This window comes from Cellulophaga sp. Hel_I_12, assembly GCF_000799565.1.
Lineage (GTDB): Bacteria > Bacteroidota > Bacteroidia > Flavobacteriales > Flavobacteriaceae > Cellulophaga.
The window spans coordinates 884202-905677 of the sequence record NZ_JUHB01000001.1 but is presented as its reverse complement, the minus strand read 5'-3'; the positions used below and the strand labels follow the sequence as shown (position 1 = coordinate 905677).

The following is a 21476-nucleotide window of genomic DNA, read 5'->3' as shown; positions in this document are numbered from 1 at the left end:
AGGGTAATTTTAAAAGTTTCCGATTCTGATGATATCGGCAAAAATACCAGATGCTGTTACTTCAGCTCCTGCACCAGCCCCTTTTATTATCATGGGTTGGTTGGGGTATCTTTCTGTAAAAAATAATACAATATTATCACTCCCTTCTAAGGTATAAAAATCGTGTCCTTTCGGGATTTGCTGTAAACCAACGCTCGCTTTTCCATGTGCAAACTGCGCTACATATTTAAGTTTGCAATCCTTTTTTGCGGCGTCTGAATATAATTGTTGAAAATGATTTTCATGCTTGATTAAGGATTCAAAGAACGAATCATTATTTGTTGTTTTTAGGCTTTCTTCAGGTAAAAATGAGTTGTTTTCAATTTCGTTAATATCAATTTTATGGCCACTTTCACGAGCTAATATTAATATTTTTCGCATGACGTCTATGCCACTTAGATCTATTTTCGGGTCTGGTTCGGTATAGCCCTCTGCTTTTGCTTCTTTTACGATAGCGTGAAAGTTTGTTGTGTTTTTAAAATTATTAAAAACAAAGTTTAAACTTCCAGATAATACCGCTTGAATTTTAATAATTTTATCCCCTGAAGCTATTAAATTCTTTAGGGTATCAATGATGGGTAAACCTGCACCCACATTGGTTTCAAATAAAAACGGAGCGTTGTATTGTCGTGCTAAATCTTTTAAATTTTTATAATTATCGTAGTCTGAGGAACAGGCTATTTTATTACAGGTAACTACCGAAATACTATTTTTTAAATACGAAGCGTAGGTTTGTGAGACGATATCACTCGCGGTATTATCGACAAAAATACTATTCCTATAATTTAGTTTTTTAACCCGCTCAAAAAAGGTTTCTTTATGGGCTTGTTCACCTTCTTGTAAAACAGCTTCCCATTTTTTAAGGGAAATTCCGTCTTCATCAAAAACCATAGTTCTTGAATTAGAAATACCAATAACGCGAATGTTTAGTTTTAGGTTTTCTTTTAAATATTTTTTTTGTTGTTGTAATTGATTTAAAAACTTAGCACCCACATTTCCGACACCCATGACAAATAAATTCAATTGCTTGGTGTTGTCTTCAAAAAATTCTTCATGCAGGGTGTTTAAAGCCTTTTTTACATCATCCTTAACAATTACTGCAGAAATGTTTCGTTCGGAAGCCCCTTGAGCAATGGCCCTGATGTTTACATTATTTTTACCTAGCGTACTAAACATTTTACCACTTAGCCCTTGGTGGCTTTTCATATTATCACCTACAAGGGCGATAATAGCCAAGTTTTTTTCTGCAAGTGTTGGTTTTATTCTACCCAGGCTTATTTCATATTCAAAAGCTTCGTTGATGACTTCAACGGCTTTATCGGCATCAAACTCAGCAATTCCGATACATATAGAATGTTCAGAGGATGCCTGTGTAATTAAGACCACACTTATCTCTGCTTGTGATAGAACTTCAAAAAAGCGTTTGGATATCCCAGGAATACCGACCATTCCGGAGCCTTCCAAAGAAAGTAAAGCAATACTTTCAACATGACTGATACCTCTTACGGTTCTCCCTTTTGCATTTTTAGTTTTGGTAATGAGTGTGCCTTCATTTTCATCGTCAAAGGTATTTTTAATCACAATTGAAATTCCTTTCGATAGAACGGGTTGAATGGTTGGAGGGTACAAAACTTTTGCTCCAAAATGCGATAGCTCCATCGCTTCTTCGTAAGAAATATGTGGAATGGCCATGGCCTGCTTTACCAATTTTGGATTAGCCGTGTACATGCCGCTCACATCGGTCCAAATTTCAAGAACTTCGGCATTAATTGCACTGGCAACAATGGCTGCGGTATAATCCGATCCGCCTCGACCCAAGGTTGTGGCATTTCCTTGCATAGAAGATGCAATAAACCCAGCCATGACGATTATTTTATCTGAAATAGTCTCAAAAAAAGTACTGCAGTTTTCATTGGTGACAGCAAAATTCACAACTGCTTTTCCAAACGCATCGTTTGTTTTAATCAATTCTCGACTGTCTTTATAGGCGCAGCTTAATTTTTCTACACTAAAAAACTCACTAATAATATACGATGATAACAATTCCCCATAACTAACAATTTTATCTGATAGTTTTGGGGTTATTTCACCAATTAAATAAGCGCCTTCTAATAAGGTTTCTAAAGTGTTTAATTCACTTTTAACCTTACTCAGTACTTTACTTTGAGTGGCAATTGGGATCAATTCTTTTATAGTAGAAAAGTGCCTATCTTCAATTTCTTTCAGCACAGTTTTATAGCTAACCTCTTGATTCGAAGCTAAATTTGCTGTTTTTAACAATAAATCTGTCATGCCACCCAAAGCCGAAACAACCACAATGGTTTTGTCGGCTTTAGATTTTGAAACAATATGTTTAACTAAGCGTATATTTTGAGCGTTGGCAACAGATGTACCACCAAATTTTAGAATTTTCATGATGAAAAAATATTAAATTGACTAGAGAATAAATGCATTCTAAACATGCAAAAAAAATGGGACGTGTTACTATAGCAGATTACCCCAATGGGGTTACAATGATGCTCGTGATGGTAATATCACAAGTCATAAAAGAGAAAGAAAACTTGTTGGTATGGTTCATTTTGAATCTTGCTTTCTATCAAAGATAGCCTCAAATGTAGTATTTTTGATTTCCTTATCAAATGATTTCTCAAATTTTTACGAAATCATCAATTTTTGTCAAATTATTTTATGGAATGAAGATTTTTAGCGCCCAACAAATTTATGATGCTGATACCCATACGATTAAAAAACAGCACATCTCCAGTGATGAACTTATGGAACGAGCTGCAGTCCAAATTTTTAATTGGTTGCATGTACGCTTACAAGGTGCGCCTGTTAAAATTCATATATGCTGTGGTATTGGGAACAATGGGGGGGATGGTATAGCTGTTGCACGCCATTTAAAAGATCACGGATACGCTATTGAAGTTCATGTAGTGAATTACAGCAATAAAAGATCTGATGACTTTCTAAAAAACTTAGCTCGCTTAAAAGAGCGGAAAATTTGGCCTAATTATATCAATGACAGCAAAGATTTTCCTGTAATAAGCGATCAAGATATAGTTATTGACGCAATTTTTGGCATTGGATTAAATAGAGATCCTGACCCTTGGGTGGTATCATTAATAAAGCATTTAAATACTTCAAAAGCCTTTATTTTATCGGTTGACCTACCTTCAGGGCTTTTTACGGATCAAGGAATTAATAACAAAGAGGCCGTTGTGAATGCTAGTTATGTCTTAAGCTTTCAAACGCCTAAATTAGTGTTTTTCCTGCCTGAAACAGGAATATTTGTTCATCAATGGGAGGTGTTAGACATAGGGATTGATACTGAATATTTAAAGGAAACGGATACAGACTTTGAATTAATTGGTGTGCATGAAATTTTACCCCTGTATATTCCTAGAGCAAAGTTTTCCCATAAAGGTACTTACGGACATTCCCTACTTATAGGAGGGAGTTACGGAAAAATAGGAGCAGTGCAATTAAGTGCTAAGGCCTGCTTAACCGCAGGTAGTGGTTTAGTTACAGCTTTAATACCAAAGTGTGGTTACATCCCCATGCAAACAGCTTTGCCCGAAATAATGGTGTTGACGACGGAAAATGATAGATTCCTTTCTGAAATTGAATTTGATTTTACACCAACGGTTATCGGAATCGGAATAGGCTTAGGTACTTCAAAAGAAGTGCAGGCTGCGTTTTCAAGCTTTTTAAATACGAATAAAATTCCTTTAGTCATCGACGCAGATGGGCTGAATATACTTTCTTTAGATAAAAATCTGCTCCATAAAATGCCTGCTAAAACGGTATTAACGCCACATCCAAAAGAATTAGAGCGTTTGATAGGGAGTTGGAAAGATGATTTTGATAAACTTATAAAAGCTAAAAAATTCTCCAAAAAATATGATTGTATTTTAGTGCTTAAAGGCGCAAATACAATTACTATTTATCAAAACAAGGGCTTTGTCAATACCACGGGAAATCCAGGGATGGCCACGGCTGGCAGTGGGGATGTTTTAACAGGTATAATCACAGGACTTATAGCTCAAGGCTATGACCCGTTAAATGCGGCTGTTTTTGGTGTTTATTTACACGGTAGTGCAGGAGATTTAGCGGTTGAAAACCATGGATATCAAGCATTGACCGCTTCTGTGTTAATTGATACCCTAGGAAGTGCTTTTCTGGAATTGTTCAAAAGACCAGAAACACAACAAGAGGAAAGTAAAGAAAGTTAAAATTTTGAGATTGAACAATAGTGTACCTATTTTGCCTTGATACGTTTTTTTACCCAAGCCAAAGCATTGTCATATTCAATAAAGAATTTCATTTGATTTTTGTAGAAAAGTTTTTCAATCTTAAAGTTATGCATATCTATTTCTTTGATAGAAACTACAGCGAAAGCTTTTAGATTTTCGATCTCTCTAATATAGGTATACACGGTAGGGTCTATGGCATACGAATTTTTTCTAAGGCTAATGTATCCAAAATTCTTCTCTCTAAAGTGAATTTCAGCGATTCCTATAATTTGATACGCCCTTTCTAAAGTGAGTGTAGCCCCTTCTTCAAAAATTGCAACCATATAGTCATCAAATACCTGAACTATTCCAGTTTCAAGATGGTATTCCCGAACTACAATTTTGTTTTTCGATTGTTCAATTCTCATTCCCTTACAATATATAATGTGTCTCGATACGAAAGTAGTCTTAAGCTTGTTTGCCTAAAAAAATACTAGATAAAAGGCTTAAATATCGTTCAAGTGGCCTTCAAAGTAAAAGGATTAAAATATATTGAAAGTAAATGATTACTATTCTCTAAATGATATCTTATTTGCTTTGTTTAAACTGTAGCCGCTGTAAAACTTATACTATTTTTTTTGGTTTGATTTGCTTGCAAAAAAAAGACCGCCATCTAGGCGGTCTTTTACTATTGTTTTAAAATAAAATTGACTAAGCTTTAGATTTCTTTTCAGCCTTTTCAATTTTTATAATTAACTCTTGTTTTTCTTCGTCTAAGTCCATAAAAATGGTATCTCCCTCTTCTAATTTAGAGCTGACAATTTCTTCAGCCAGTGCATCTTCAATATACTTTTGAATTGCCCTTTTTAAAGGTCTAGCGCCATATTGCTTATCGAATCCTTTATCTGCAATGTAATCTTTCGCTTTATCAGATAGTTCTAAAACATAGCCAATATCTCTAATGCGAAGTAATAATTTACGTAACTCGATATCAATAATTTTATTAATATCTTCTTTTTCTAAAGGATTAAACACTACGACATCATCAATTCTATTTAAAAACTCTGGTGCAAAAGCCTTTTTTAAGGCATTCTCAATAACACTTTTTTGGTGCGAATCTGTCTGAGATTTCATAGCAGAGGTGCCAAAACCTACACCTTGACCAAAGTCTTTTAACTGGCGTGCGCCAATATTAGAGGTCATAATGATAATGGTGTTTCTGAAATCGATTTTACGACCTAAACTATCGGTTAAAAACCCGTCATCTAGCACTTGAAGCATCATGTTAAACACATCAGGGTGTGCTTTTTCTACTTCGTCCAACAGAACAACAGCATACGGTTTACGACGCACTTTTTCTGTTAATTGGCCACCTTCTTCATAACCTACGTATCCCGGAGGTGCTCCTACTAAACGCGAGATCGCAAATTTCTCCATATACTCACTCATATCAATACGAATAAGCGCATCTTCAGAGTCGAATAATTCTTTCGCTAATACTTTTGCTAATTGCGTTTTACCAACCCCAGTTTGTCCTAAAAATATAAAAGAACCAATGGGTTTATTGGGATCTTTTAGTCCAGCTCTATTACGTTGAATAGCTTTCGCCACCTTACCAACAGCTTCATCTTGACCAATTACACTACCTTTAATGAGGTTGGGCAATTCAGATAGTTTGGTAATTTCAGTCTGTGCTATTCTGTTGACAGGAATACCACTCATCATGGAAACTACATCAGCTACATTATCTTCAGTTACTGTTTCCCTATGTAGTTTACTATCTTCTTCCCATTTTTCTTGAGCGATAGCAAGATCTTTTTCTATTTTCTTCTCATCATCACGAAGTTTTGCAGCTTCCTCATACCGTTGTTTTTTAACAACGGTATTTTTAAGCTCACGAACTTCATCTAATTGTTTTTCTAATTCTAAAATTTGTTTTGGAACATCCATATTAACAATATGTACTCTAGAACCGGCTTCATCTAAAGCATCAATCGCTTTGTCAGGAAGAAAACGGTCTGTCATATACCTATTGGTTAATTTTACGCAAGCAATGATCGACTCATCCGTATACGTAACATTATGGTGATCTTCATATTTACCTTTAATATTTTGTAAAATTTCGATCGTTTCATCAACGGTTGTAGGTTCTACAATTACTTTTTGAAAACGACGTTCTAAAGCTCCGTCTTTTTCAATATACTGTCGGTATTCGTCTAAAGTAGTGGCGCCTATACATTGAATTTCCCCTCTTGCTAGAGCAGGCTTAAACATGTTTGATGCATCTAAACTTCCTGTAGCTCCACCCGCACCAACGATGGTATGAATTTCATCTATAAAAAGAATAATATCATCATTTTTTTCAAGCTCGTTCATAACCGCTTTCATGCGCTCTTCAAACTGACCTCTGTATTTTGTTCCAGCAACTAAAGAGGCTAAATCTAGTGTAACCACTCTTTTACCGTAAAGTATACGGGATACTTTTTTATTGATAATGCGCAAGGCTAAACCTTCAGCAATGGCACTTTTACCAACACCTGGTTCTCCTATAAGTAATGGATTGTTCTTTTTTCGTCTGCTTAAAATTTGAGAAACCCTTTCAATTTCTTTTTCTCTACCAACTACAGGGTCTAACTTATTTTCTTCAGCCATCTGCGTTAAGTCACGACCAAAATTATCTAATACAGGTGTTTTAGATTTTTTATTTCCCTTTTGACTCCCAGTGCCACCAAAAGAGGCATCTTTTCCTTCTGGGGCATCATCTGCATCATTTGAAAAGGACTCTGAAGTAGGCGTATCAATATAATCATCATCACTGGTGATCATTGATTTGAACTGCTCTTTTACACCATCGTAATCTACTTTAAGTTTATGTAACAACTTAGTTGTAGGATCATTTTCGTTTCTAAGAATGCACAGTAATAAGTGAGCCGTATTAATTGAAGAGCTTTGAAAAAGTTTAGCTTCTAGAAAAGTTGTTTTAAGTGCACGCTCTGCTTGTCTTGTTAGGTGCAAGTTTTTTTTATCTTTTTGCATAGGCGTTGCATTTGGATTGGCAGGGCTCAAAATCTCAACCTTTCTTCGAAGGTGGTTTAAGTCTACATCCAAGGCATCTAAAATGCTTATTGCTTTTCCGTTTCCATCACGTAAAAGGCCTAGCATTAAATGTTCCGTACCTATAAAATCATGACCAAGTCTTAATGCTTCTTCCTTACTATAAGCAATTACATCTTTTACTCTTGGTGAAAAATTATCATCCATATATCTTACTTTCGACATTAAAAATAGTAAATCTATCTTACATTATAACAAATACTGTACCTATATTCGTTAAAGATGCCTTAAATAACGGAAAAACTAAGCATTAACGACAAGGAATAGGAAATTTTATTACTAACACTTTATGTTTTTAATGTTGATAAATTATTAAATAAACTACGCGATAATTGTATTGGTAGCCCCGATTTTCTGTATATTGGCATGTTTTTTAACCTAGTAAATAATATAAGATTTTAAAATGGCAGAAGGAGAAAAATTAATTCCTATCAACATCGATGATGAAATGAAATCCGCTTACATTGATTATTCAATGTCGGTCATTGTGTCACGTGCATTACCAGATGTTAGGGATGGTTTAAAACCAGTACATAGAAGAGTTTTATTTGGAATGTACGAGTTGGGCGTAAGATCAACGAGTGCTCATAAAAAGTCTGCTCGTATTGTGGGTGAAGTTTTGGGTAAGTATCACCCTCATGGGGATACTTCAGTATATGATTCTATGGTGCGTATGGCGCAGGAATGGAGTTTGCGCTACATGCTCGTTGATGGGCAGGGTAACTTTGGATCTATTGATGGTGATAGCCCTGCAGCTATGCGTTATACAGAAGCTCGTATGCGTAAAATTGCTGATGATATGTTGGCAGATATAGACAAGGACACGGTAGACCATCAGTTAAATTTTGATGATACTTTAAAGGAGCCCAAAGTATTACCTACAAGAATTCCTAACTTATTGGTGAATGGTGCTTCGGGTATTGCCGTAGGTATGGCAACGAATATGCCACCTCATAACCTGACCGAGGTTGTAGATGGTACTATCGCCTATATTGAAAATAATGAAATTACTATTGACGAACTCATCACGCATATAAAAGCACCAGACTTTCCGACTGGGGGTATTATTTACGGATATGATGGTGTGAAAGAAGCCTTTCATACAGGTCGTGGAAGAGTGGTTATGCGTGCAAAAGCTAGTTTTGAGGAGGTTCAAGGTAGAGAATGCATTATTGTTACTGAAATTCCATATCAGATCAATAAGGCTGATATGATTAAAAAAACAGCCGATCTTGTTAACGATAAAAAAATAGAAGGAATTTCCACGATCAGAGATGAATCGGATCGGAATGGTATGCGTATCGTGTATATTCTAAAGAGAGATGCTATTCCTAATATTGTATTAAATACTTTATACAAGTACACTTCCTTGCAGTCTTCTTTTAGTGTAAACAATATTGCACTTGTAAATGGTAGACCTCAAATGCTAAATGTGAAAGAAATGATTCACTATTTCGTGGAGCATAGACATGAAGTAGTGGTGCGTAGAACCACGTTTGAACTTAAAAAAGCGGAAGATAGAGCGCATATTTTAGAAGGGTTAATTATTGCCTCTGACAATATAGACGAGGTTATAAAAATAATTAGGGCTTCTTCAAACGGTGATGAAGCAAGAGACAATTTAATGGAACGCTTTAAACTGTCTGAAATTCAGGCAAAGGCAATTGTTGAAATGCGTCTCCGTCAGTTAACTGGTTTAGAACAAGACAAATTACGTTCTGAATATGAAGAAATTTTAAAGACGATAGAAGATTTAAAAGATATTCTTGCCCGTAAAGAGCGAAGAATGCAAATTATTAAAGACGAGCTACAAGAAGTAAAGGAGAAGTATGGTGATGAACGCAGGTCAGAAATTAACTTTGCTGGCGGTGATTTAAGCATGGAAGATATGATTCCTGATGAGCAAGTGGTTATTACTATTTCGCATGCAGGATATATTAAACGTACGCCTTTATCAGAATACAAAACCCAAAATAGAGGTGGTGTGGGTCAAAAGGCATCTTCTACTAGAAATGAAGACTTCTTAGAGCATTTATTTGTAGGTACCAACCACCAATATATGTTATTTTTCACACAGAAAGGAAAGTGTTTCTGGATGCGTGTTTATGAAATTCCAGAAGGTAGTAAATCATCAAAAGGTAGGGCTATTCAAAACTTGATTAGTATTGAAAATGGAGATAGCGTAAAGGCTTTTATCTGTACACAAGACCTTAAAGACGAAGAGTATGTAAACAGCCATTACGTGATTATGGCCACTAAAAAAGGTATTGTCAAGAAAACTTTATTAGAGCAATATTCAAGACCACGCCAAAATGGCATAAATGCCATAAGCATTAGAGAAGATGATGAATTATTAGAAGCTAAATTAACCACAGGTACTAGTGAAATATTCTTAGGATTAAAATCTGGTAAAGCCATCCGTTTTGAAGAAAGTAAAACGCGACCTATGGGAAGAAATGCATCTGGAGTTCGTGGCATAACGCTGCAAAGCGAGAATGATGAAGTTATCGGTATGGTTTCTGTTCATAATTTTGAAGAAGAAATTCTAGTGGTTTCTGAAAATGGGTACGGAAAAAGATCTAGCATAGATGATTATCGCGTAACTAATAGAGGTGGAAAAGGAGTAAAAACCATTTCCATTACCGATAAAACGGGAGGATTAGTGGCCATCAAAAATGTTTCGGATGCGGATGATTTAATGATTATCAATAAATCAGGAATTGCTATTCGGATGAGTGTCGAAGACTTAAGGGTGATGGGTAGAGCAACACAAGGTGTTCGTTTAATCAACATCAAAGGAAACGATTCTATCGCGGCTGTGGCTAAAGTGATGAAAGACGAAGATGCTGTAGATGATACCGATATAAATGAATTAGACGTGAATCCAGAAAATGGCACGGCTCTTGATAATACTGAAACCGAAACAGAAGAATAAACATTAAATTTAAATAAAAACGTAAAGATGAAAACTAAAATTTTAATATTGGCAGCAATGTCATACACCATGGTTGGTTTTTCACAAAAGAGTGAGATAAAAGCAGTTGAGAAAGCCTTAAAGTCAGGAAATCTTGCTGAGGCCAAAACTTCTTTGGAAAGTGCAGCTTCCTTAATTGGTAGTGCTGATGAAAAAATGAAAGCACAATTTTATTTTTTAAAGGGAGAAACCTATGCCATTTTGGCCAAAAAAGGGGATGCAAGAGCTTTTGATACGGCAATAACTGCCTTTAATGAAGCGATTGCTATTGAGGAAAAATCAGGTAAAATGAGCTATACCGTTGAAGCAAGACAAAAGCTTTCAGGGATGACAGTTGATTTGGTAAATGCTGCGGTTGAAGACAATAATAACAAAAAATTTAAGGAAGCCGCTGAAAAACTATATTTAGGTTATACTTTGAGTCCTCAGGATACTGTGTATTTGTATTACGCAGCAAGTAGTGCTGTAAATGGTACGGAATACGAGCAAGCACTGGGGTACTATAACGAACTTAAATCCTTAGGGTACGATGGTACTGAAATTAAATACACTGCTGTTAACATTGAAACTGGAGAAACAGAGGAAATGAGTAAACAACAAAGAGATTTAATGGTTAAATCTAAAACCTATAAAGATCCTAAAGAAGAGAAGTCTGCTTCAAAAAGTTCTGAAATCGTAAAGAATATCGCTTTAATTTATACGCAGTTAGGTCAAGATGATAAAGCTTTAGAGGCGTATAAAGACGCTAGAGCCGATGATCCTAGTGATGTAAATTTAATATTGAATGAAGCTAATTTATATTTTAAGTTAGGCGATAAAGACAAGTTTAAATCTTTAATGGCTGAAGCTACAGCACTACAACCTGATAATGCAGATTTATTTTATAATATAGGGGTTGTCAATATGGAACAAGGTAATATTGAAGACGCTAGAAAAGCATACTACAGAGCCCTTGAAATCAATCCTGGTTATGTAAATGCTCAATTAAACCTTTCTACAACCTATGTAAATGAAGGAAATGGATTAATTGATTCGATGAACGCTCTAGGCAATTCAAAAGCTGATATTGCTAAATACGACGTTTTAAAAGAGCAAAAAGACGATTTGTTTAGAAGAGGTGCTCAAGTTTTAGAAGATGCTTTAAAGTTAAACCCAGACAATCAGGGCATTCTTGAGCAATTAAAAAATATTTATGGTGCCTTAGGTGATAATGAAAACTTCATGAGATTAAAGAAGTTGATAGGAGAGTAATCATCTATCATTTTAAAAAAAAAGCCTTTACAATTTTGTAAAGGCTTTTTTTTTAAAATATCTTTTTAAGAACTCTTAATTTATGGGTGTATAGTTTTGTTTCGGTATTAAAGATGCCGGTGTGATCGATACGGTCTATTTTCACTTTGCCGTGCGCATGTATCACGTAATTATTTTCCATAACAATCCCAACATGATCAATGGTACCATCTGCATTATCGAAAAAAGCTAAATCTCCAGGCTCGCACTCTTCTATAAAACTTAGCGGTTCTCCCTGAGTGGCTTGTTTGGACGCCGTTCTTAATAGATGATGCCCAGAGGCTTTATAAACCATTTGCGTAAAGCCAGCACTATCAATACCAAAAGGTGTTTTGCCTCCTGACAAAAAAGGGGAATTTAAATATAAAGAAGCCATAGTCATAAGCTTACTTTTTGGTATTTTTTCAGTTAAGCAATTACCTTCGAATTGGTGTTGAACCAGATCGGCATGAGATACTGTTGAACCTAACAAAACGGGTATTAATTCATTAAACTGGCTACTCACAAAAGACACCAGATCTGATGAAATACTATAGCTAGTTTCATTCGCTATACTACGATAGGTTTCCTCAGAAATCGATTGCCATTGTAAATTACTAATCCATCCTTCGCAGGCATCATTTGCCACCCTTATTTTGCTATAAAATTTACGTGTTTCTATGATTTTGAAATGGTCTCCATAAAGCAACTGTGAAATTAATTCACTGGATTCTTCAGGTAAGGACCTAACCGGAACAATACTAAGAGGACAAAGACCAAATTGCATAAATGTATAGTATGTCTGTCTTAATTTCTTTCAATCACCATGGCAGAGGCACCACCACCACCATTACATATAGCGGCAGCTCCTATTTTAGCTTTTTGTTGTTCTAATATATGAATTAAAGAGACCAATATTCTAGCTCCAGAACAGCCTAATGGATGACCCAAAGAAACGGCTCCTCCATTAATATTTACATTTTTATCTGTAAGTCCTAATAATTTCATGTTGGCTAAACCTACAACAGAAAAAGCCTCGTTAAATTCAAAAAAATCTACTTTATCTATGGAAATATTGGCTTTACTTAAAGCTTTAGGAAGTGCTTTTGCTGGAGCTGTTGTAAACCATTCTGGTTCTTGTGCAGCATCTGCAAAACTAACAATAGTTGCTAAAGGTTTTAAATTTAGTTCTTTTGCTTTTTCTTCGCTCATTAAAATAAGAGCAGCTGCACCATCATTAATGGTTGAAGCATTGGCTGCTGTTACGGTACCATCTTTTGTAAAAGCGGGTCTTAATGAAGGAATTTTATCTATCTTAACATTGGTATATTCTTCGTCTTTGGTGACCAGAATAGGCTCTCCACGTCTTTGAGGAACTTCTACGGGTACAACTTCATCATTAAAATATCCTTTCTGCCAAGCTGCCTCAGATCTTTTATAGGATTGGATGGCAAAATTATCTTGATCTTCTCTACTAAACTCGTATTTATCAGCACATGCATCAGCACAAACTCCCATGGCATTATTATCGTAGGCATCTACAAGTCCGTCTTTTTGCATGCCGTCCGTTAATGTTGATGGACCAAATTTTTGTCCATTTCTCATGTAAACATAATGAGGAATTAAACTCATGTTTTCCATACCGCCAGCAACCACAATATCCGCATCACCAAGTGCTATTGCCTGTGCTCCTTGCATCACAGCTTTCATTCCTGAGGCACAAACTTTATTGATGGTGGTACAAGGAACCGTATTTGGAATCCCAGCATGGATAGCTGCTTGTCTTGCGGGGGCTTGCCCAGTTCCTGCTTGTACTACGTTACCCATAAGTACTTCATCTACAAGTTTGGGGTCTAGATTAATTTTATTTAGGGCCCCTTTAATAGCAATAGAACCGAGTATAGGTGCCGATATGCTTGATAAACTTCCCATAAAACTGCCTATCGGTGTTCTTACCGCAGAAACAATGACTACTTTTTTCATGTTGTCTAATAATTTAGTTTTGCGAAATTAATAAATTTATGCAGAATGAACTTGGTGGCTTTAATTTATTCTTAAAAGTTTAGCATTTCTTTTTTTATTTTATTTTTTTAATGGCAAATAATACTTGCAGTACATTATTTAATATTATTAGCTACTTTTGAAGTAATACACAGGATGATATGAGCACTTTTTTAGATAAAATTTTTAAAAACCAATCGGTAATTTATAAATACTTTATTTACCTTTTGTCAATTGTACTCATTGTTTTCTTTTTTCCAAAGGGCGGTAAATTTAAATATGAGTTTCAAAAGGAGAAACCTTGGCAATACGAAAATTATTATGCTCCTTTTGATTTTTCCATAAAAAAAACAGCTCAGGAGATTGATAAGGAGAAGCAGGCAATTAAAGATAATCAAACTCCTTATTTTAATTACGATAGTCAAGTTGTAGATGAGGTTTATACTTCTTATGAACAACAGATTAATAGCTTAATTGATGGTGAGAAAGATATCACCGATGCCCGAAAAAATTATTTAATAAAAACAGGACAAGACGTATTGCAAGCGTTTTATGTAAATGGCATTGTTGAGGATTTGTCTGTGGTTACCACAGAAAAAACTATTAATTTGATTCAGAATAATGAGGTAAAGAAAATAAACACGACCAAGTTATTTAGTAAAAATGATATTGGCCTAGTGACCAAACAGGTGCTAGAGAACAGAAATTTATCTCCTCTGGTAAAGCAATATGAGCAATTATTTTTTGAAGTTCTAAGACCCAATGTTTTTTTAGATTCAGAATTAACGAATAAAATAATTGAGGATGAAATTTCAAAAATTTCTTATACTCGAGGTACTATTGATCAAGGTAAATTAATTATAGCCAAAGGTGAAATTGTTGAGGCAAATGATTTTAAAATACTGAATTCTATTAAAGGGGAATACGAATCTGAAGTATACAATAACAACAATTATTATTTTATTATCATCGGCTATGCGGTATTGGTTGCTTTAGTATTACTCATGTTATTATTCTTCCTGAAAAAATACAGGCAGGAAATTTATGAGAATAACACCAAAGTAACTTTTATTTTTTTTAATATTCTGTTCATGGTATTTATTACCACTCTTGTGGTAAAATATAATGAAGCTTTTGTATTTGTTGTTCCCTTGTGCATTTTGCCATTGATATTAAAAACTTTTTTTGATGCTAGGTTAGGCTTGTTTGTTCATGTTTTGGCAGTGCTTATTTTAGGTTTTGTGGTTCCCAATAGTTTTGAGTATATTTTTCTTCAAATTATTACTGGAATTGTTACTATTTTAACGGTATCCGAATTATATAAGAGAGCTAATCTTTTTATTTCAGTAGGCCAAATCACCTTGATCTATTTCGTTGGGTATTTTGCATTTCATATGATACATGAAGGCAATCTGGACAATTTAGAATGGTTGGTTTTTGGTTTGTTTTTGTTAAACGGTATGATTACCCTATTTGTTCAACCTTTAATTTATATTTATGAAAAGGTATTTGGTCTCGTATCCGATGTTTCGCTGCTAGAGCTTTCCGATACGAACTCAAGGCTTTTAAAAGAGTTATCTAATAAAGCTCCTGGTACTTTTCATCATTCTTTGCAAGTAGCAAATCTTGCCGAAGCAGCAGCCAATGAAATCGGTGCAAATGCTATGCTAGTCAGGGTAGGGGCCTTATATCATGATATTGGTAAAATGAACAATCCTACCTATTTTACTGAAAACCAAATTACCAATGTAAATCCACATGATGAATTAAGCCCCTTAGATAGCGCTAAAATTATTATTAATCATGTTATCGATGGAATTGAAATTGCTCGTAAAAACAACCTACCGGATAGGGTTATTGATTTTATTCGCGTACACCATGGCACCACATTAGTGTATTATTTTTACAAAAAGCAGCAGGAATTAAGTCCTGCTGTCGATGAACAAGATTTTAGGTATCCAGGACCGATTCCTTTTTCAAAAGAAACGGCTATTTTAATGATGTCAGATGCTATTGAGGCAGCATCTAAAAGCTTAAAAAATCCTAACTTTTTGGTTATTGATGAATTTGTAAACAAAATTATTGGGGGGCAAATGCGAGCCAATCAATTTTTAAATGCGAACATCACCTTTAAAGAAATAGAGCAAATTAAGAAGGTTTTGAAACAAAAATTAATTAATATTTATCATCTAAGAGTCGAGTATCCAGAGTAGTAGTTTTTTTATAAAAAAAAACATCAAAAATAGTTGTGATATCCTATTCTAAAAAGTACATTTGCAACCGAAATTTTATACTTGTTCTTATAACATCATTGGAGAGGTGCCTGAGTGGCCGAAAGGAACGGTTTGCTAAATCGTCGTACCCCAAAAGGGTACCCAGGGTTCGAATCCCTGTCTCTCCGCTAAAGTTTTCACAAAAATAATACCATACGCTCGGGGTGTAGCGTAGCCCGGTTATCGCGCCGCGTTTGGGACGCGGAGGTCGCAGGTTCGAATCCTGCCACCCCGACAAATTATAGTATCAATCAATATCAGAAACCTGTTAATCGTATGATTAACAGGTTTTTGTGTTTTTAAGGGTATTAAATTAAAACATATAATCCTATTAAAAAAGGCAACAAATCGGATAACAACATAAGTTTTTAAAAAGTGTTGACCGAATTGTTAAAATTGAGGTCATAGTAGACAGAATAAATGTATCTTTAAAGTGATTTGACTTTCGTCTGGTAATATATAATTAGTAACAAAAAGACGAAATCATGAAAACAACAGCAACATTCAGTATTTTGTTCTGGGCAGATAGTGCAAGAGCAAAAAACAAACAAGCCGCCATTTATGCAAGAATTACGGTCAATGGAAAACGGGCAACACTAAGTTTAAAACGTAAAGTGCTTATATTTGATTGGGATGCCCACAAGGGTAGAGTCCGAGGCACAAACCAACATTCAAGAATCCTTAATAATTATTTAGAAGAGGTCAATAGCAGCCTCTTTAAGAGCTATCAGGATTTAAAGAACGAGCGTAAACTTATAACCTCTCAAGCTATCAAGTCAAGATATTTGGGAGAAGATCAGCAGAATTATTCCATAAATGATATAATTCGCTACCATACAGAAGATATGGAAGGTAAATTAAAGTGGGGTACACAAAAGAACTACTACACTACTCAAAAGTATATCTCCAAATTTCTTTTGATATCCTATAAGACTACCGATATCTATTTACGAGAACTGGATTATAATTTCATTATTAAGTTTGAAAAATACTTAAGAGCATATATCCCTGAAGATCATCAGAAATCTATGGGGAATAATACCGTAATGAAACATATAGAACGCTTACGAAAATTGATTAACCTAGCCTTTAAATTAGGATGGATAGATCGGGACCCTTTTATGAACTTCAAAGCACAATTCATTAAAACGGAAAGAGGGTTTTTAAGCTCAGCGGAATTAAAAAGAGTAGAGGAGAAGCACTTCACTATAGTACGTTTGGAACTCGTTAAAGACTTATTTGTGTTCAGTTGTTATACAAGCTTAAGTTACATTGATGTGATTAAATTAACGCAGGACAATATATGTATTGGCATAGATGGAGAATTGTGGATTCATTACAAACGAGAGAAAACAACCAAGATTATTAGAATTCCATTATTGCCAAAGGCATTAGAAATCATCAACAAGTATAAAAATCGGATTAAATCAAAAACGGATGAAAATCTATTTCCAAACATATCCAATCAAAAACTAAATGCCTATTTAAAAGAAGTAGCTGACGTGTGTGCTATAAAAAAGAATCTCACTTTCCACATTGCAAGACACACTTTTGCCACTACAGTAACTTTAAGTAATGGTATTCCCATAGAAACCGTTTCAAAATTGTTAGGACATTCCAGAATATCAACCACACAAATTTACGCTAAGGTCATAGAACGCAAGGTTAGTAATGATATGAAAAAATTGAGAGAGCAGTTTTTAAATGCAAAAAATAATACAGCGAAAACGTGTCAAAAATTATAAGTCTGAAAATATAAAGCGCTTAAAATAAAAAAGCCATCAAGTCCAGTTGAGTATCTTCTTAATGTTTGACAACCCAGACATTAAAGAAACCTAACTGGATTCATGATGATGTACTTAATGGTAAGATTTGGGTTTTACTTTTTTTAACCAAGAGCATTTTCCTTTTTTAAAGCCTCAAAAGAACTCAAAATAAGATCAAATGAAATAGGATTTGAGCTGTATTTCATTTACTTCTTTCAGAGCCAATCGCATTCCCTTTTTGATATAAATTATCTATAAAGGATTTAAAATTAGGAAAGGGCTATAAATAGGAGGGCAGCGCCATCTGTTTTATGCGCCCGCTAATTTTGAATGCTGTTCTTTTACTATCAAAAAGGGAAGGTACTCAAAGAAGACTAAGCGACAAGTTATTGAAATGCAGAATGGATAAAGGTTACTAAAAAGTTGACCAAGCGAACGTGAGTCAAAAAGAAATTTTCAAAAAAAAACATACAAACTCAAATTACTTTTTGTCTTGTGTTCAAGACTTTTAGACGAACCTTTTTTCCTGAAATAGAATGAAAGGAAATAGGGTGAGGACACTATAGTTTAACCGATTTGAAAAGATTCAAAGTGAGGGTGTATTTCTGTGATTTGTCGCAAATAAGTACCATTTTACTGAGGTTTTAAGGGGATTTGTCGCAAATGAAGGGGAATAGATGACGTTGAAAACATATAAAAAACTGTAAATCAGTTAATTAAAAAATTGTAACATCGCGCAGCGTGTTACCCTCTTGCTATTCCTTTTTCGTTTTATTGGAAAATACTTTAATCAATTGTTAAAGATGATGGCATTAGCTGCAATCAATCACGCACTGATACGGACTAAGTAACAACGCTTATTTTTTGAATAACAAAAATTAGATAGTGCTTTTAACAGGATTTAAATAAAATATTGTGCTCGAACACAATTTTTATAAATTTACTTTTATTTCATATATAAAATGAATAAGTTAGCAAAAAATTTTACTTCTCTTGTCAATTATTCACGGAGCATTTTAAATTGAGATTAATGAAAAATTATAATGTAAATTATATTAAAATAGACACCTTGCTTATAAATGGAAAAGGAGATGACTTGCAATGGAATAATGCTGAAGTTCTATCCGATTTTTTATCTGCATGGGATGATCGTATACCTAGTAGAATTGAATTTAGGTCGCTTTGGGATTCGAAGAATTTATTTTTTTGTTTTAAGGTTTTTGATAATGAAATTAATATTGATAAAAGAGATAACAGTAAAAAAAGTATTGGAAATTCAGATAGGGTAGAACTTTTTTTTAAAAAGAATAATGAACCACACACGCATTATTGTCTCGAGATAGATCCTACTTCTAGAATTTTAGACTTTAAAGCTAATCCAAAAAGACAGTTCGAATTTGATTGGAACTGGCCTAAAGAAGATTTAGTTGTTAAATCGAATATTCAAAATGATTTTTTTACTGTAGAAGGTGCAATAAGTATAGCTTCGTTGGAAAAACTAGAAGTGATTACAAATAATAAAATTGAAACAGGAATCTTTAGGGCTAAGTACAATAAAACAAAAAATTCAAGTTATGAGCCTACTTGGATTTCTTGGGTGAACCCTAATACCAAACTACCAGATTTTCATACTCCAACATCATTTGGTATATTAAATTTAGTGCAGCTATAAATTATTTTAGATACTCTTTTGCATTTTCGTTATTTATAATATATAAAGGTAAAAGCACTTCTTTGGATATTTTTTTCTCAAAAATTAAATGCTCCACCAATAATGATAAGCCTTTATAGGCTTGTTTTTTTGGGTTTTGATGAATTAAAAAATTAATAACATTCTTTTGTAAATATTCCAGATTAGCTTGTAGTAAATCGTACCCAACAAAGGCTATCTTTTTACCTTCTCTTTTTGACAGAACTTCTGCTATTTGAAATGATTTTGAAGTCGTAACAAAAATACCTTTTAAATGAAGATGCTTATTTAAGAAATCGGTCAAATTATTTTGGGCATCATAAGATTTTATATTTAAGGTGATAATTTCAAGTTTTTGATTTAAACTATCTGCAAAGTAGTTCCTAAATCCTTTTTCTTTTTCTTGCATGTGCTGCGCATTTTCATATTCTTCATCAATATGTATGATCGCAATTAACCCTTTATCAACGAGCAAATCTAAAAGACTTGCGGCAACTCTGCCACTTTGAAATAAATCTTGACCAACAAAACTATTAATTATTCTAGATTTTAGCTGATTATTAAATGTACCAGAAATAATACCCAATGAATTATAATTATCAATGGCATCGAGTGCTTCTTTGTAAAATAGCGGCACAAGCAATACAGCATCTGGATGCGTTTCTAATAGCTTTTGATTGATTGTTATAAAAGAAGATGTACTCGTGGGATCGAAAAAATAAGATTCTATGACAACATTAAAAGAACTAAATTCGGTCTTAGCATCATTAATACCTTCAATACAGGGCAGCCAGTATGCATCTAAATCAGGATCAGGAAGCAAAATACAAATTTGATAAATTTTATTATTTTTTAAATTTCTGGCAATTAAATTTGGTTTGTAATCTATTTCACTAAGAACTACATTTACCTTGTCCAGCGCATTTTGAGATACTTTACCCCGGTTATGCAAAACTCTATCAACAGTTCCTTTCGAAACATCTGCTAATTTGGCAATATCCTTTATTGTATAATTCTTCATAGTTCAAAGATAAAAAACTTTTTCAGAAATTAGAATAGTGTGCTCGAAAACATTATTTAATGTGCTCGAGCACATTTTTACTCGTTTTCCTTTTTTATTTCATAATTCATTTATACTTTAGCGCAGTGCTGAGCGTGTTAGAAACTGATTAGTATGTGTTTTAAAGAATAATAATTAATTAAATATGAGCACAATGAAACCAACTTTAGTGATTTTGGCGGCAGGAATGGGGAGTCGTTACGGTGGATTAAAGCAACTTGATACGGTCACTTTAGACGGTGCTACGATTATGGATTTTTCAATTTACGATGCATTACAAGCTGGATTTGGAAAATTTGTGTTTATAATCAGAAAAAGCTTTGAGAAGGAATTTAAAGAAATATTTGACAAAAAATTGGCAGGAAAAGCTAAGGTCGCTTACGTTTTTCAAGAAATAGAAAGTGTGCCAAAAAAATATCAAAATCCGGAACGAACAAAACCATGGGGAACTGGTCATGCGCTTTTAATGGTTAAAGATGTTGTTAAAGAAAATTTTGCGATAATAAATGCTGATGATTTTTACGGCAAAGAAGCCTTTCAAATGATGGCAGACTATTTAAGAAATACAGACGAAAATTCGTATCATTTTAGCACAATGGCCTATTATTTGAAAAATACTGTTTCTGAAAATGGGTATGTATCAAGAGGGGAGTGTCAAATTAATGAGACGGATTACTTAACTGATGTAACTGAACGAACACATATCGAAAAGCGCAATAATGAGCTCATAAGAAAGGATGATAAGGGTCATTTTATTCCCATTCATGGTGACACTATTGTTTCTATGAATTTTTGGGGATTTACACCAAAATGCTTCGAATTTGGTTGGGTACTTTTTGAAAAATTTCTTGAAGAGAACAAAAATAATTTAAAAGCTGAATTTTTCATTCCCTCCGTTGTCAACGAGATATTAAAATCAGGAATAGCTACTGTAAAAGTTTTAAAATCTGATGCGCAATGGTTTGGTGTTACCTATAAAGAAGATAAAGAAATTGTTCAAGATGAAATTGAAAAATTAATAAAGAATACTGTTTATCCTTCGAAACTATGGTAAT

At 34.1% G+C, this 21476-nt stretch carries 13 protein-coding genes and 2 tRNA genes; 9 read left to right on the top strand and 6 right to left on the bottom strand.

Annotated features, from left to right (window positions below):
- Positions 1-9: 9 nt before the first annotated feature.
- Positions 10-2454 (bottom strand): bifunctional aspartate kinase/homoserine dehydrogenase I, encoded by a 2445-nt coding sequence (gene thrA, locus GQ45_RS04175; RefSeq protein ID WP_047415367.1) that lies wholly within the window; start codon positions 2452-2454, stop codon positions 10-12.
- Positions 2455-2732: 278 nt separating this feature from the next.
- On the opposite strand from thrA, the gene GQ45_RS04170 reads away from it, so the two are divergent.
- The gene (locus GQ45_RS04170; protein WP_047420020.1) at positions 2733-4274 is read left to right on the top strand and encodes a bifunctional ADP-dependent NAD(P)H-hydrate dehydratase/NAD(P)H-hydrate epimerase; all 1542 of its coding nucleotides are present in this window, start codon (positions 2733-2735) and stop codon (positions 4272-4274) included.
- A 26-nt stretch (positions 4275-4300) separates the two neighbouring features.
- Here GQ45_RS04170 and GQ45_RS04165 read toward each other — a convergent pair whose 3' ends face one another.
- Both GQ45_RS04165 and GQ45_RS04160 read right to left on the bottom strand, forming a co-directional pair.
- Entirely contained in the window at positions 4301-4702 is a 402-nt protein-coding gene (locus GQ45_RS04165) for a hypothetical protein (protein ID WP_047415365.1), read from the bottom strand.
- Positions 4703-4985: 283 nt separating this feature from the next.
- The gene (locus tag GQ45_RS04160; protein WP_047415363.1) at positions 4986-7535 is read right to left on the bottom strand and encodes an ATP-dependent Clp protease ATP-binding subunit; all 2550 of its coding nucleotides are present in this window, start codon (positions 7533-7535) and stop codon (positions 4986-4988) included.
- 256 nt (positions 7536-7791) lie between these two features.
- Here GQ45_RS04160 and gyrA point away from each other — a divergent pair, with 256 nt between their 5' ends.
- A complete protein-coding gene (gene gyrA, locus GQ45_RS04155; RefSeq protein ID WP_047415362.1) occupies positions 7792-10323 on the top strand; it encodes a DNA gyrase subunit A in 2532 nt (843 codons plus the stop codon).
- Between the two features lie 27 nt (positions 10324-10350).
- Complete coding sequence (locus GQ45_RS04150; RefSeq protein ID WP_047415360.1) at positions 10351-11613, top strand: tetratricopeptide repeat protein; 1263 nt, start codon at positions 10351-10353, stop codon at positions 11611-11613.
- Between the two features lie 52 nt (positions 11614-11665).
- Here the strand turns inward: GQ45_RS04150 and GQ45_RS04145 are convergent, their stop codons facing one another.
- Positions 11666-12418, bottom strand: coding sequence for an NlpC/P60 family protein (locus tag GQ45_RS04145; RefSeq protein ID WP_047415358.1), 753 nt, complete (start codon positions 12416-12418; stop codon positions 11666-11668).
- Between the two features lie 20 nt (positions 12419-12438).
- A complete protein-coding gene (locus GQ45_RS04140; RefSeq protein ID WP_047415356.1) occupies positions 12439-13614 on the bottom strand; it encodes an acetyl-CoA C-acyltransferase in 1176 nt (391 codons plus the stop codon).
- Between the two features lie 179 nt (positions 13615-13793).
- On the opposite strand from GQ45_RS04140, the gene GQ45_RS04135 reads away from it, so the two are divergent.
- The 5 genes from GQ45_RS04135 (at position 13794) to GQ45_RS04115 (ending at position 19343) form a co-directional block, all read left to right on the top strand.
- Positions 13794-15845, top strand: a complete 2052-nt coding sequence (locus GQ45_RS04135; RefSeq protein ID WP_047415354.1) for an HD family phosphohydrolase — start codon at positions 13794-13796, stop codon at positions 15843-15845.
- Between the two features lie 100 nt (positions 15846-15945).
- Positions 15946-16033: transfer RNA gene (locus tag GQ45_RS04130), tRNA-Ser, on the top strand.
- A 32-nt stretch (positions 16034-16065) separates the two neighbouring features.
- A tRNA-Pro gene (locus GQ45_RS04125) sits at positions 16066-16140 on the top strand.
- 250 nt (positions 16141-16390) lie between these two features.
- Entirely contained in the window at positions 16391-17650 is a 1260-nt protein-coding gene (locus GQ45_RS04120; RefSeq protein WP_047415353.1) for a site-specific integrase, read from the top strand.
- 1051 nt (positions 17651-18701) lie between these two features.
- Complete coding sequence (locus tag GQ45_RS04115) at positions 18702-19343, top strand: sugar-binding protein (protein WP_047415351.1); 642 nt, start codon at positions 18702-18704, stop codon at positions 19341-19343.
- Position 19344: 1 nt separating this feature from the next.
- On the opposite strand, the gene GQ45_RS04110 is transcribed toward GQ45_RS04115, so the two are convergent.
- Entirely contained in the window at positions 19345-20382 is a 1038-nt protein-coding gene (locus GQ45_RS04110) for a substrate-binding domain-containing protein (RefSeq protein WP_047415349.1), read from the bottom strand.
- A 193-nt stretch (positions 20383-20575) separates the two neighbouring features.
- Here GQ45_RS04110 and GQ45_RS04105 point away from each other — a divergent pair, with 193 nt between their 5' ends.
- Positions 20576-21475 carry a sugar phosphate nucleotidyltransferase gene (locus GQ45_RS04105; RefSeq protein WP_047415347.1) on the top strand — a complete coding sequence of 300 codons (900 nt, stop codon included), beginning with the start codon at positions 20576-20578 and terminating at the stop codon, positions 21473-21475.
- Position 21476: the final 1 nt, after the last annotated feature.

Coding starts and splice junctions, on each gene's coding strand:
- GQ45_RS04110 (WP_047415349.1), bottom strand. CDS start 20,382: ATGAAGAATTATACAATAAAGGATATTGCCAAATTAGCAGATGTTTCG.
- GQ45_RS04140 (WP_047415356.1), bottom strand. CDS start 13,614: ATGAAAAAAGTAGTCATTGTTTCTGCGGTAAGAACACCGATAGGCAGT.
- GQ45_RS04160 (WP_047415363.1), bottom strand. CDS start 7,535: ATGGATGATAATTTTTCACCAAGAGTAAAAGATGTAATTGCTTATAGT.
- GQ45_RS04165 (WP_047415365.1), bottom strand. CDS start 4,702: ATGAGAATTGAACAATCGAAAAACAAAATTGTAGTTCGGGAATACCAT.
- thrA (WP_047415367.1), bottom strand. CDS start 2,454: ATGAAAATTCTAAAATTTGGTGGTACATCTGTTGCCAACGCTCAAAAT.
- gyrA (WP_047415362.1), top strand. CDS start 7,792: ATGGCAGAAGGAGAAAAATTAATTCCTATCAACATCGATGATGAAATG.
- GQ45_RS04115 (WP_047415351.1), top strand. CDS start 18,702: ATGAAAAATTATAATGTAAATTATATTAAAATAGACACCTTGCTTATA.
- GQ45_RS04120 (WP_047415353.1), top strand. CDS start 16,391: ATGAAAACAACAGCAACATTCAGTATTTTGTTCTGGGCAGATAGTGCA.
- GQ45_RS04150 (WP_047415360.1), top strand. CDS start 10,351: ATGAAAACTAAAATTTTAATATTGGCAGCAATGTCATACACCATGGTT.
- GQ45_RS04135 (WP_047415354.1), top strand. CDS start 13,794: ATGAGCACTTTTTTAGATAAAATTTTTAAAAACCAATCGGTAATTTAT.
- GQ45_RS04170 (WP_047420020.1), top strand. CDS start 2,733: ATGAAGATTTTTAGCGCCCAACAAATTTATGATGCTGATACCCATACG.
- GQ45_RS04105 (WP_047415347.1), top strand. CDS start 20,576: ATGAAACCAACTTTAGTGATTTTGGCGGCAGGAATGGGGAGTCGTTAC.
- GQ45_RS04145 (WP_047415358.1), bottom strand. CDS start 12,418: ATGCAATTTGGTCTTTGTCCTCTTAGTATTGTTCCGGTTAGGTCCTTA.